Genomic DNA, 12,351 nt, shown 5'->3' on the forward strand with positions numbered 1-12,351 from the left:
AACATTAAACGAAGCTAGGCCCAGTCGAGCCGCTATGGTGGCGGATAAAATCTTCGTCAACTTCAATGCCGATTCCAGGGCGCTCGCCAGGCCGTAGCGTACCTTGGTGATCAATGTCGAAACGGAAGTCGACGAGCTGATCGCGAAGCGGATTGTGAACGGAACAGTCGGCCTCGAAATATCCTGCATTGTCGATGGAACACAGTACGTGTAGCGTGGCCGCCATGTTGATGCCCATGCTCGAGTGGCAGTGGATGGGGAGTTTTTGCGCAGACGCCATCGCAGCCACCTTTAGCATCTCCGAAACGCCGCCCACCTTGGAGAGATCCGGCTGGAGGACCGTCACGCATTCTGCGTCAATCAGTTGTGCAAACTCATATCGGGTGAAGTGATTCTCGCCGGCGGCAAGCTCGAAGCGCGACATTCGTTTCGCATCCCGGTAGCTGCGATAGTCGTGTGCAGGAAAGGCTTCTTCTAACCAACGAATGCGCGCCTCTTCAAAGTACGGTGCGACCGCATAAAAGTCCGACAGTGAATACGCAACGTTCGCATCGGTAAGTATCTCTACATCTGCGAAATGCGAGCGCACGGCTCTCACGCGGTCAATATCGGATCTCGGTGAATCCCCAATGCGGAGTTTGACGGCGGAAAATCCCCGTTCAATCATGAGGGCGACCTCTTCAACCAGCGCTCCTGGATCCTGAAATCCGAGGCAGATACCGCCCGCATACGCACGCACGTCCCGCGCGGCACCGCCAAGAAGACGGTATAGAGGCCACCCGACGGCTTTGCCGCGGATGTCCCACAAGGCGATATCTATGCCGCTCATCGCCGCGGCACAAGCCGCTCCCATGCCATGCGACGCAAGCTGATAGCGGTAGATTTGCGACCAGACGCCGTTTACGTCAGTCGCGTCAAACCCGAGTACAAGTTGCTTTAACGTCGTGTTAACCAGCGTGGCGACCGCCAGATGCGCGCGCGCATGATGGGATTCTCCCCAGCCGACGATCCCCTCATCAGTTGTGACTTTCACGACGACCGTGTCGCGCTTGACCATTTTGCCAATACCGAGGCGAACTTGATGTGCCTCCGGCACGGGCGAAGTGACCGGATATGCAATGATGTCTGTGATTTTCATATTTTTTAAGTAGCTGACAGAACAGGGCTGACTGCTCAGCGTGGGGAGCGCAGATTCCAGCGCTCCAGGTAGTGGTCCCAGATTTCCGGATTGACCAGATTCGTGGGACACCGGCCATGCAAGACATCGAGCACGGCCTGCGCCGAGCCCACACTCATGCGCGCGACACTCTCCTGGGTAAGCGCTGCTGTATGGGGCGTAACGAGCACATTGTCGCGTTGCAGGTAGGGATGGTCTGCGGCGAGTGGCTCAGGTTCGAACACATCTAGCGCTGCTCCAGCGAGCCGATTTTCACTCAGTGCCTCTAGCAATGCGGAGTCGTCGACGAGACCGCCCCGTGCGGCGTTGATGAGATAAGCCTGTGGTTTGACCAGACCAAGAAGTTGTGCATTGACCAGATGTTGCGTGGACGGCAGGAGCGGTGCGTGTAGCGTAATGAAATCGGACTCGCTGAACACGCTCTCAAGAGACGTCTGTACGATGAAATCAGGTAACGTGGCTTGGGTCGCGACGTCGTACCCGAGCACTCGCATGCCGAAACCATGGTGCAGTGCTGTTGCGACACCGAGACCGATGCGTCCAAGTCCAACGATCCCCACGGCTCGGCCCCGAAGTTCCAAGCCGTGATACGCCTGCCTGACGGACCAACCCTCGCGTTTGAGCAGGCCGGGTATGCGGTGAAAGTCGCGCGCAAGCGCGAAGAGCGCGCCGACTACATGCTCCACCACCGCCTGCGTATTCGAGTCTGGAAGATTGGCAACAGGAATGCCGGCTTCAGTCGCCTGACTAACCGGGATGAAATCAAGCCCGACGCCGTGGCGCACAATAGCCTTTAGTCGCGCGGCCTTCGTAAATATGTCATCGGGCAGGCGAACGCGCACGATCAGCGCGTCGATATCCGCCATGTATCGTCGCAGCGTGTCCGCCCGGTCATCTGGTGGAACTATCAGCTCGCACAAAGGAGCCAGCATTTCAGACCCGAGCGGATCGATTTTGCTCGTAGAAAGAACGCGAAACTTGCGATGCATGTTTATCCCTCGGTGAAGCCGCAGAAAAATGTCCTCGCACGCAAATATACGTTGTCCCATTTTTTGCCATATCTGGTACAACCAGATGGTAGTTTCAAAAAACGGCGAAGTCAATTTATCGCCCCAATCCCCTCAGGCCTCGACCCACGGACGAATCGTTGCAATCCATGCAATGTATCAGCCTGACCCGGGAAATCGAAAATTGACCTCTCAGGTCCGACCATGTAAGTTCTGGTACAACCAATATGGGGCGTGCGAAAGGAAATTGCCATGCAACGAAAAGTGGGGGTGGTTGGCTTGGGCGCGATGGGAAGGGGAGTGGCCACCTCCCTTTTGCGGGCGGGGTTTGACGTTTTCGTCAAGGACCTCGGCCTGGTCCAGCAGATAGTGAGAAGCGCGAATTTCAGCGCGGTACTCGCCGAACGTGCTTTCGGGCTTTTCCAGTCAGCGGCCGATGCTGGGCACGGGGCTGATGACGATACCGCCGGTAGTCCAGATGTACGAAGGCGCCCGAACGCCCGTGTAGCGGCAAGAGGTGCATTACGATCGGGCGGATCGATTTAGTCTTTACGTCTCACGCACCGCAATTCCGATGCAAAGTGACCGCAGTGGTCTGTACGCACTGCAATGCCGGGGCGATATCCCCATGTTTTCCCACTACTGTCTAACACTGCATATGAAAATTTCTGATTCCAGATTCCTCGCAGGCAAAGCGGCCGTCGTTACCGGATCGACGAGTGGCATCGGGCTGGGAATTGCAACCGCCTTGGCCCGTGCGGGTGCGAACCTGGTGTTGAACGGATTCGGCGACGTTAAAGAAGCCGTTGCCACGGTCGAAACGTCGGGCGTGAACGTCGTGCATCACGCCGCTGATATGACGAGGCCGGCCGAAATCGAAGCAATGATAAATTTTGCAGTCCAAACGTTTGGCGGTGTCGACATACTGGTCAACAATGCCGGAATCCAGTTTGTCGAGCGGATCGATTTGTTTCCTGTGGCAAGCTGGGATTCAATCATCGCCATCAACCTGAGTTCGGCATTTCACACAATGCGGCTCGCACTACCAGCGATGCGCGAACGGGGTTGGGGACGGGTCATCAATATCGCGTCGGTTCACGGCCTTGTCGGCTCTGTTGGGAAATCTGCATATGTAGCAGCAAAGCACGGCGTCGTTGGATTGACAAAGGTCGCCGCGCTGGAAAGCGCACGCTCAGGTGTCACGGTGAATGCTATTTGCCCCGGTATGGTGTTGACACCTCTATTGCAGAAGCAAATCGACGATTTCGCTGTGCGTGAATCGCTGTCGCCAGACGAAGCAAGTGCGAGATTTCTTGGAGAAAAACAACCCTCTCAGCAATTTGTAACTCCTGATCAAATCGGCGATCTCGCCGTATTCTTGTGCTCCCCATCCGCCAATGAGATGCGAGGATCCGCGCTGCAAATCGATGGCGGATGGAGCGCGCAATAAGGTCGCATCGAAGCGCGCATGTCATGCCACAAAATTCCGCGATGCTTCACGTCTCCCGGGTGCACTCTTCGAGACTGAAAACAAACGACTCGTAGGGTCATCCGGTGACGTGTCTCAAACCCATTTCGCACGTGCGGTTTGAGGAGACACACGCGTCGGCCGTATTCATCTCCACGTATGCATCTTCTTCCCTTGTGGCCGAGGCTACGAGTTCCGGATGTAGCCCCTCTGTCACCCACGGCGCCGCAGCAGGTAGCGCCAATCGGAATGGCAACCTCTTGCGCCACGACCGCTTCACCACTCGAGTCTTCCGCCTTCGGCGGAAGAAAGTGGATCACAAGGGCCTCGCTGTCGATCCGCTCCCACATCAGCGACTGGGGCAGTTTTGCACGGGTGCTAACAGTTAGTTACCGGTTTAGGAATTCCTTTTCATGAGTAATAAAAATACACTGCGGAGGAGATACGGTCACTTTGACAACCGGAGATAAACAGGGCCATCGAGTTGTGGGCGATCAAGGCGACAATCGATCCGCTGATAAAAAATGGTGATCAGGAATCCATAAAAGTTTAGATTTAAAAAATGCGACTAACATTACCCATACTTTATGCTATCGCGCTTGCGGGATGCGCGACCAGCTCGGACGTAACTTCGACAGAGCACGGGCACTGGGCCGTGTCGGCGCGCGGCAACCTTAACTCGGAATTTATTTCATGGGCAAGTGTAAAGAATTCGGCCACGGGCCGTGCCAAAGCGTACTGTAGTAGCCAGGGCAAGCAGGTGAGGGAAGTCGACACATCCACTGACGGCATGATGCGTTTATCGCGTGACCAGGTCACAGTCGTCTTTGACTGTGTTTAGGTAGCGCGCGGCGGCCCTTGACGTCAGTGCCACACACTTCCCGTTGCTCGCGGTCTATCGCCACGTGAAAGGTCTGGCCCTTGTCATCGAGGTTACCTCTTCCGGCCAGGTCTGATTCAAGGGGCGCAGCCGTTATATTTCATTGACTCGCGCAGGCCGTACACGCAGCCAGAAGTCGTATCCATCAAAATGAGCTCATCGTAGGAAGGGGTACTTCAGCATCCGAATCCCGGGAAGCTGTTCGAGCCCATGTCGTTTCGCGGTTGGCTAGGATCACTCGCCATCTCGAACTGATGAACTGGGTCTCGCGTGCAACCTGGTCTCACTAGATTCAGCGCAATATGAACGGGTTTGTCGTCTTGACGCCGCTGTTGATCCAGACACTCTTGGTTTGTAGGTATTCCCTGATCGCGTCGATACCGTTCTCACGGCCCAGACCGGACTCTTTGTATCCCCCAAATGGCGACATGTAGCTGACAGCGCGATAAGTGTTCACCCACACGATGCCAGCTTGAATCTTCTCTGACATGCGAATTGAGCGACCGATGTCTTTTGTCCATACCCCCGAACCCAAGCCGAAACGGACGTCGTTTGCGATCGAAACGGCCTCGTCCTCGTTCTTGAACTTGATAACAGAGAGAATCGGGCCAAAGACTTCTTCCTGTGCAATGCGCATACTGTTGCTGACATTTCCGAAAATGGTAGGCTCAACGAACCATCCATTCCCACATTCAGGCGCGGTGCCCGGCTTGCCGCCCAGCAGCAGTGTCGCACCATCCTGCTTTGCTATATCGATATAGGAGAGGACTTTCTTATACTGCGGTCGAGTGGTCACGGGGCCAACTTGTGTATCCGGGCTTGACGGATCCCCCATTCGCGCAGTGCGAGCGAGGGTCAGCAGCCTATCTACAAATTCGTCGTAAATGCTTTCCTGAACAAGAAGACGTGATCCAGCGATGCACGTCTGACCCGTTGCCGCGAAGATGCCGGACACCGCACCGTTCACAGCATCTTCGAGGTCCGCATCCTCGAATACGATATTCGGAGATTTACCGCCGAGTTCAAGGCTGACGTGCTTGAACTGACGTGCCGCTGCTTCGTTAACGGCTCTGCCGGTCGTCTCGGCACCGGTGAACGTGATTTTCTTGACCAGCGGATGTTCGACCAGGGGGGCTCCGACATCGGCGCCAAAGCCGGTGACGACGTTGATTACTCCCGGCGGAAAACCAGCTTCCTCGAACAGCTTCGCAAATTCAATCGTTGAGACGGATGTGAATTCCGATGGCTTGATGACAACAGTGCAGCCCGCAGCAAGTGCGGGAGCGATTTTCCAGGATGCCAAAAGGAGAGGCGAGTTCCATGGCGTGATGGCGGCAACCACGCCCAGAGGTTCATGACGAGTAAAGTTGAAAAAGCCCTTTTTATCGAGCGGAATAACGCTTCCCTGAATCTTGTCGGCGAGGCCGCCAAAGTAATAGTACCACTGCGGGATGTACTGGCATTGGGCATACATCTCGGCCATGAGTTTGCCGTTATCGCGTACCTCAAGTTCGGCGAGCCGCCTGGCGTCGCGTGCGATCAGGTCACCAACACGGTGTAGCAGCATGCCTCGTTGACTTGCAGACATTTGCGCCCATGGCCCTGAGACGAATGCGGCGTGAGCCGCATTCACGGCATGATCGACATCAGTGCGGCTTCCTCTGGCGACCTCTGCCCAGGCTTCACCTGTAAAGGGGTTTTCTGTTTCGAACCATTCGCCGTTCACCGAAGCGCGGGACTCACCATTGATGTACATTTGGTAACGTTGCATAACTTCTTCTCCGTATGAGATGGCCCCTTGCTCAGTGTGTCGTCGCGGGGACTTAGCGATAGTAAATTTGCACTTGGCGGTTATTTCTCGGCGTACGCAGAGGTCACTCCGGGAATCGAGGGGCGCGTTTCTCGATGAACGCCGTCACTGCCTCGCGGTGCTCCGGTGACTTGTGCGCCAGGGCCTGCATAGTCGCCGACATTTCGAGTATCGTATCCAGTCCACTATCTTGACTTTCGCGCATCAGCCGTTTGGTCATTCGCAGCGTTGCCCCGGGGTGGCGAACGATTCGGGCAGCAAGCTTTTGGGCCGCTTCCAGCAGGTCCTCCGATGAAACGACCTGAGAAACGAGGCCAATCCGTAGTGCCTCATCGGCGCTGAGCATGTCGCCAGTGAAAGCCATTTCGGCCGCGCGAGAACGACCGATAGTTCGGGTCAACAACCATGCACCGCCATCCCCCGGAACAATTCCGACCTTGATGAAGCTCTCGGCGAAAGTTGCTCTCTCCGAAGCGATGCGGATATCGCACATACAACTAAGGTCGCAGCCAGCACCAATGGCTGGGCCGTTCACTGCGGCAATGGTTGGGACATCCAGACCGTAGATGGCACGCGTGAGGCGCTGTATTCCGGTGCGATACTCGATTGCGATCTGCGCTTGAGTGAGCTCGTCATCGAAATATCGCCGCATGTCCTTGAGGTTACCCCCGGAACAGAACATACCGTTATATCCGGTAATGATGACTGCCCGTATGGACACGTCGCTGTTGATCCGATCGCATTCAGCAAGAAACTCCGGTATGGCCGTATTGCCCGTGAGCGCGTTGCGCGTGTCTGGCGCATTCATTGCCAAGGTAAGCACTGCACCGTCGCGTGTGACTTCAAGAAAGTTGGTCATGGTCATAACTCACTGGTTGAGTCGGCGTACGACGCACTGGGCGGAATTGCGTTTCGAACAAAATCGAGAGCAGAATCGTTGCCACCAAGCCAAGCCGCGCCGATCTCGGCATACCAGGCCGTTTCGGCTCCGAATGCGCGACGCCACGCGTGCAACCTGCGCGTGTATAGATTCAGGTCGTGTTCAGCCGTAATGCCGATTGCTCCATGGACGGCGTGGGCGATACTGGCAGCAGTAGCTGCGGCCTGACTCGCGTAAGCTTTAGCTATTGCGACGCCGCTGGCGATTGGTGTCGCACTCGACGGAGAACACGCCAATCGGGAAGCCATTCGTGCTGCAAAGGTCAGTTCTGCCAATACACTGACCTGTTGCTGGATTGCCTGAAACTTGCCTATGGGGCGACCGAACTGTGAGCGTTCGTTTGCATGGGAAATCGTCATTTCCAGCACTTTTTCCAGCGCGCCGGAGATCAACAGCGCGGTGACAGCGGCACCAGACATTCGCGTTCCGTTGCAGAAAAGAGGGATCGAGCGAGGCCGCTTTGACCACGTCGCCGACGCGTCGAGACTTCCCTCAATGCCGTCACTTTCGACATCGGCGGCTTCAAGTGACCACAACTGGCAAAGCCCGCTTTCCTCCACCATGATCCATTCACTGACGTGACCGAACGGTACATTGTCACAATGGAACACGTCTCCGGTGTGCCTGACAGCGCTTGCCGCAATCGTAACGGGACCCGCGAGCGTCTCGAGGTTTTTGCGGTCGAGCAACGCACGCACGAGCATGGTGTACGCCAAAGGCACGGGAAGGGCATATCGGCCGCATGCAGCAATCAGTGGTGATGCATCGAGCAGCGATAGTCCGGCGCCGCCGGCGCTCTCGGGCACTAGCAGGTCTGCAAAGGCGCTCTCGGTCAGCGCTTCCCAGAGGCCGGAAAAGCTTTCTCCTGACTCGATTTGCCGGACGGTACTTGCCGGGCACTCGCCCGCGAGAAGGCGATCAAATGAGTCTGCAAAAATATCGTTCATGCGAGGTCTCCTTCCGGCAGATTTAGCGCAGACCCAAACCACGGGCAATCATTCCGCGCAAAATCTCGCGCGTACCGCCCCGGAGAGAGAACGAGGGCGCGACGTGTGTGATGTATGCGAGTGTCTGAAGCAACTCCGGGGATGGCGGCCCGTCGTGTCCGGTTCTGCTGTCTACTGCCGACACGAGGTCGGCGATCACAGCGGGCACTAGCTGTTCGAACTCCGTGCCGAGGTCTTTCGTCAACGCGGCCACGGTCGCCGGACTTTCACCTGCCTGAAGTTTCGCGACGATTGAAATGGACATTGCCCGAAGCGTGACAAGCGAACTCAGAAGTCGGCCTGCTGCGACGTATTCGAGACGATCGATTGCTCCACACCGCCGCAGATAGCTAGCCCACTCATTCAGCAGCACGATGCTGGAATAGATCCGTTCAGGACCGCTGCGCTCAAAGGCCAGTTCGGCGGTCACCTGTCGCCACCCATCCCCTTCTGTTCCAATGAGGGCGTCTCCGCCAAGATGCACATCGTCGAAAAACACTTCACAGAAGTGGCTGTCGCCTGTTAGATCCCTGATTGGCCGCACGACCACCCCTGGAAGCGAAAGATCGACAATGAGCTGCGAAAGACCTTTCTGGCGGTCCTCCGGCGATCCCGAGGTCCGCACTAGTGCGATCATGTAATGTGATCGATGCGCCTGCGTTGTCCAGATTTTTTGCCCAGATAGAATCCAGCCGTCACTCGTGCGGCGTGCCTGGGTACGGACACTCGCCAAATCGGATCCAACATTGGGCTCGCTCATGCCGATGCAAAAGAACGCTTCGCCTCGGCTAATGCGGGGCAGATAAAATTGCTTCTGGGCTTCAGTTCCGTACGACAAGATGAGCGGGCCGCTTTGACGGTCGGCAATCCAGTGGGCACCGACCGGTGCCCCCGCGTTAAGTAGTTCTTCTACAAGAACAAAGCGAGAAAATGCACCCAGTTCTGCGCTTCCGTAGCTGCGCGGCAACGTTAAACCGAGCCAGCCACGGCGGCCCAAGGCTCGACTAAATTCTGCGGAGAAGCCCATCCAAGAGCGGGCACGTTGGTTCGCCGGAACATTCATGAGGTGCTCGGCCAGGAAGGCGCGAACCTCGCTGCGTAAGGCTTCCGCTTCGTCCGGGAGACAGACATAGTCAAGTGATTCGATCATGGTTTCACCGTCGGGTTTGGATAGTCCTCAGATAACGTTTTCGGAGGTGAGACGGGCCAGCACTTCAGGGGTGAGATTGAGGACCGTTGAAAGCACGTCGTTGGTGTGCTCGCCCAGGAGGGGCGGGGGCAACCGATATTCCACGGGCGTGTCCGACAGCCGCACCGGGCTGGCAAGGAGGGGGAGAGGCCCCGCCTGGGTATGCTCCATTTCGATTTTGAGGTTGCGGTGGATGACCTGAGGATCGCGGAATACGCGATCAAGCGTGTTGACGGGTCCACTTGGCACACCAGTCGATTCGAGTTGGGCGAGCCAGGTGTCTGTCGTACGTTGAACGGTAATGTCGCGCAGGGTCTGGACTAGCTCGTTGCGATTCGCGACGCGAGCGGCGTTAGACGCGAAGCGACTGTCGGACAGCAGTTCCGGCCGTTCAAGCACCGCACAGAGCTTTGCAAACTGGGTGTCGTTACCGATAGCCAGGATCATGTTCCCATCGGCAGTCGGAAAGTCCTGGTAGGGAACTACGTTCGGGTGAGCGTTGCCGAGGCGTCCTGGAATGACACCGCCATGAAGGTAGTTCATAGCCTGATTAGCGAGGCAGGCCACCTGGACATCGAGCAGACTCATGTCGATGTGCTGACCGCGACCCGTGCCGCTCCGGGCGGCAAGTGCACCCAAGATTGCGATGGCTGCATATAGCCCGGTCATAACATCCGTCAAAGCCACGCCGACCTTCATCGGGCCACCACCCGGCTCGCTATCGCCATGACCGGTGATGCTCATCAGGCCACCCATGGCCTGGATCAGAAAGTCATAGCCTGGCCGAGGCGCATAGGGGCCAGTTTGTCCAAAGCCAGTAATCGAGCAATAGATGAGACGTGGATTAATAGCGCTTAGGGACGCGTAGTCGAGACCGTACTGCTTGAGGCCACCTACCTTGAAGTTCTCGATAACAATGTCCGATTTCGCTGCTAGTTGCCTCACAAGCTCCTGACCTTCGGGGCGGGTGAAGTCGATAGTGACGGACTTCTTGTTGCGATTCGTGCACATGAAATAGGCCGACTCTCGGGTCAGTTCGCCGTTTGCGTCCTTCACGTAAGGCGGCCCCCAAGTGCGCGTGTCATCACCAGTATTGGGACGCTCAACTTTGATGACTTCTGCACCCATGTCTCCAAGCGTCTGAGCCGCCCATGGACCCGCCAACACGCGCGACAGGTCTAATACTCTGATCTCAGACAATGCACTGGCCATTTTGTCTCCTCCGTCCTTCATACTCAGTATTGAAATTTTCTGCTTTGGCTGCGAGCTACCTGTTGCGTGGCTTCGGACATCATGGTGGCGCTCCCTTCCTGTCGGCAGACCGTCACGTCAACATGCGTGTCAGACGACAGTGTCTAGCCACTGTCAGCAGGTGTAGTTGAGACCCATACGGCCGCCATCTGCGAAGATGATTTGTCCGGTGATATAGGATGACTCATCACTCGCGAGGAACACGGCGATCGAGGCCATTTCCTCCGGTTGGCCGAGCCTACCCATCGGTGTGCGTGACATGATCTTCGCCATGGCTTCTTCGGACGACAACACGGTCGATCGCACGAGCTCAGTTTCGATGGTGCCAGGACCGATTGCATTCACGCGGATGCCATGAGGAGCTAGCGTGACCGCCATGTTTCTCGTCAGCTGGTTGATGCCGCCCTTCGAGACGTTGTAGACCAGGATGCTGGGAATCGTCATGACGGAATTGACCGAGGACATGTTGATGATCACCCCCGTGCTCTTATTGGCCAGAAGGTGGCGTGCCACTTCCTGACTCGCCACAAATGCCGATTTCAGATTGACGTTGAGCGTCCGGTCATATTCCTCTTCGGTGATGTCAAGCAGATCCTGCGGCGTTGCCACGCCTGCACTGTTAAGCAGAACATCGATGGTGCCCATCGTGTCAATAGCCGACTTCACCAGTTCCCGGACCTGTTTCGAATCACCCGCATCTGACACGAAGAAGCTTGCCTTATAGCCGGCCTCCTGAAGTTTTTCAGCGAGCGCAAAGCCGGCCTGGGCGTTGATATCGGAGAAACAGACTTCTGCTCCAGCAGCGGCAAATCGTTCTACACACGCCTTGGCAATGCCCTTCGCACCCGCAACCACGAGTGCCTTTCTACCTTCGAGGGATTTCATCTTCGTGCTCCCGATTCGGTGAATTTTCCTGTCGCGGGCCGCGACGACTCGACTGGAGGTTCTCGGAGTCGTTGTCGCGAAAGTTTCTGGCAGAGAATATTTCGCAATGAATTTGTTCTCATGCGAGACTAATGGTCTGAATGGAGAACAGTCTATTTCACCCAATCAGGGATGTCAACGCGCAAGAAATGTGCGGCGTCGACGCGGGAAACGCGGGCACCCGATGTATGGTGGGGAGGAGTGCGAGACAAAGGACCACGACGAGACCGTGGGGCAGGGTCATTACCAGGGCGGGTAAACCGCAGGCGCGGGAGTCTGATAGCGGAAAAAGCGGTAGCGGGGTAGCTGTTGACGCACCGCTAGGGCATATCCAAAGCCAGCGTGTCCTGAAGGAAGCGGATACGTAAGGAATGTCCAAGGAATATAAACACTCGGTTTTGAAGGATTCAAGCTGGCGTCTGCCGTCGTTGCCCACCGACGGTGTCCGGAAGTCGCGCAACCCGCGATGGATGCGCGTACCCGTCGCTAACCAAGCGTAGATCGCGGTTTCCGACACCTCTTGCCGCGATGTGGCTCTAGCGATGCAGTGCCTTTGCCCTAGGCGGCGATTGGTGTGGTTGACACCCGACGGCGATGTCTTTCGGTGGGAGTGGTTTGGATGCGTTCAGGATTGGGGATTTCATATCATGAAATTTATCGGCATCTTGAATTATTACTTCGCACTCCTCTATAAATGCCACGCGCATATAGGTTGCCGA

General features: G+C 56.4%; 9 protein-coding genes and 1 pseudogene. 2 read left to right on the plus strand and 8 right to left on the minus strand.

Going from position 1 to position 12,351, the window contains the following annotated elements; translation table 11 throughout:
* Positions 1 to 4 precede the first annotated feature (4 nt).
* Together P3T42_RS32260 and P3T42_RS32265 are read right to left on the minus strand one after the other, a co-directional pair.
* Positions 5 to 1,138, minus strand: coding sequence for a mandelate racemase/muconate lactonizing enzyme family protein (locus tag P3T42_RS32260; protein WP_074267500.1), 1,134 nt, complete (start codon positions 1,136 to 1,138; stop codon positions 5 to 7).
* Between the two features lie 35 nt (positions 1,139 to 1,173).
* Complete coding sequence (locus P3T42_RS32265) at positions 1,174 to 2,166, minus strand: hydroxyacid dehydrogenase (protein WP_074267501.1); 993 nt, start codon at positions 2,164 to 2,166, stop codon at positions 1,174 to 1,176.
* A gap of 270 nt (positions 2,167 to 2,436) precedes the next feature.
* Between P3T42_RS32265 and P3T42_RS32270 the strand changes: the two are divergent.
* Positions 2,437 to 2,535, plus strand: a pseudogene (locus P3T42_RS32270) (3-hydroxyacyl-CoA dehydrogenase NAD-binding domain-containing protein); the annotation flags it as partial.
* Positions 2,536 to 2,812: 277 nt separating this feature from the next.
* Positions 2,813 to 3,634: a 3-hydroxybutyrate dehydrogenase gene (locus P3T42_RS32275; protein WP_290439562.1), complete on the plus strand. Its 822-nt coding sequence runs from the start codon at positions 2,813 to 2,815 to the stop codon at positions 3,632 to 3,634.
* Positions 3,635 to 4,824: 1,190 nt separating this feature from the next.
* Here P3T42_RS32275 and P3T42_RS32280 read toward each other — a convergent pair.
* The 6 genes from P3T42_RS32280 to P3T42_RS32305 form a co-directional block, all read right to left on the minus strand.
* A complete protein-coding gene (locus tag P3T42_RS32280) occupies positions 4,825 to 6,303 on the minus strand; it encodes an aldehyde dehydrogenase (RefSeq protein ID WP_074267504.1) in 1,479 nt (492 codons plus the stop codon).
* 103 nt (positions 6,304 to 6,406) lie between these two features.
* Positions 6,407 to 7,201 (minus strand): crotonase/enoyl-CoA hydratase family protein, encoded by a 795-nt coding sequence (locus P3T42_RS32285; RefSeq protein ID WP_074267505.1) that lies wholly within the window; start codon positions 7,199 to 7,201, stop codon positions 6,407 to 6,409.
* Between the two features lie 2 nt (positions 7,202 to 7,203).
* The gene (locus tag P3T42_RS32290) at positions 7,204 to 8,229 is read right to left on the minus strand and encodes an acyl-CoA dehydrogenase family protein (protein WP_074267506.1); all 1,026 of its coding nucleotides are present in this window, start codon (positions 8,227 to 8,229) and stop codon (positions 7,204 to 7,206) included.
* Positions 8,230 to 8,251: 22 nt separating this feature from the next.
* Positions 8,252 to 9,418 (minus strand): acyl-CoA dehydrogenase family protein, encoded by a 1,167-nt coding sequence (locus P3T42_RS32295; RefSeq protein WP_074267507.1) that lies wholly within the window; start codon positions 9,416 to 9,418, stop codon positions 8,252 to 8,254.
* A gap of 27 nt (positions 9,419 to 9,445) precedes the next feature.
* Positions 9,446 to 10,690: a CaiB/BaiF CoA transferase family protein gene (locus tag P3T42_RS32300; protein WP_074267508.1), complete on the minus strand. Its 1,245-nt coding sequence runs from the start codon at positions 10,688 to 10,690 to the stop codon at positions 9,446 to 9,448.
* Between the two features lie 132 nt (positions 10,691 to 10,822).
* Positions 10,823 to 11,593 (minus strand): SDR family NAD(P)-dependent oxidoreductase, encoded by a 771-nt coding sequence (locus P3T42_RS32305; RefSeq protein WP_074267509.1) that lies wholly within the window; start codon positions 11,591 to 11,593, stop codon positions 10,823 to 10,825.
* Positions 11,594 to 12,351: the final 758 nt, after the last annotated feature.

This window comes from Paraburkholderia sp. GAS38, assembly GCF_050434965.1.
Taxonomy (GTDB): domain Bacteria; phylum Pseudomonadota; class Gammaproteobacteria; order Burkholderiales; family Burkholderiaceae; genus Paraburkholderia; species Paraburkholderia phenazinium_A.

Excerpts from the sequence above, each read along its gene's own strand:
- P3T42_RS32260 (WP_074267500.1), bottom strand. The coding sequence starts at position 1,138 with ATGAAAATCACAGACATCATTGCATATCCGGTCACTTCGCCCGTGCCG.
- P3T42_RS32265 (WP_074267501.1), bottom strand. The coding sequence starts at position 2,166 with ATGCATCGCAAGTTTCGCGTTCTTTCTACGAGCAAAATCGATCCGCTC.
- P3T42_RS32275 (WP_290439562.1), top strand. The coding sequence starts at position 2,813 with ATGTTTTCCCACTACTGTCTAACACTGCATATGAAAATTTCTGATTCC.
- P3T42_RS32280 (WP_074267504.1), bottom strand. The coding sequence starts at position 6,303 with ATGCAACGTTACCAAATGTACATCAATGGTGAGTCCCGCGCTTCGGTG.
- P3T42_RS32285 (WP_074267505.1), bottom strand. The coding sequence starts at position 7,201 with ATGACCAACTTTCTTGAAGTCACACGCGACGGTGCAGTGCTTACCTTG.
- P3T42_RS32290 (WP_074267506.1), bottom strand. The coding sequence starts at position 8,229 with ATGAACGATATTTTTGCAGACTCATTTGATCGCCTTCTCGCGGGCGAG.
- P3T42_RS32295 (WP_074267507.1), bottom strand. The coding sequence starts at position 9,418 with ATGATCGAATCACTTGACTATGTCTGTCTCCCGGACGAAGCGGAAGCC.
- P3T42_RS32300 (WP_074267508.1), bottom strand. The coding sequence starts at position 10,690 with ATGAAGGACGGAGGAGACAAAATGGCCAGTGCATTGTCTGAGATCAGA.
- P3T42_RS32305 (WP_074267509.1), bottom strand. The coding sequence starts at position 11,593 with ATGAAATCCCTCGAAGGTAGAAAGGCACTCGTGGTTGCGGGTGCGAAG.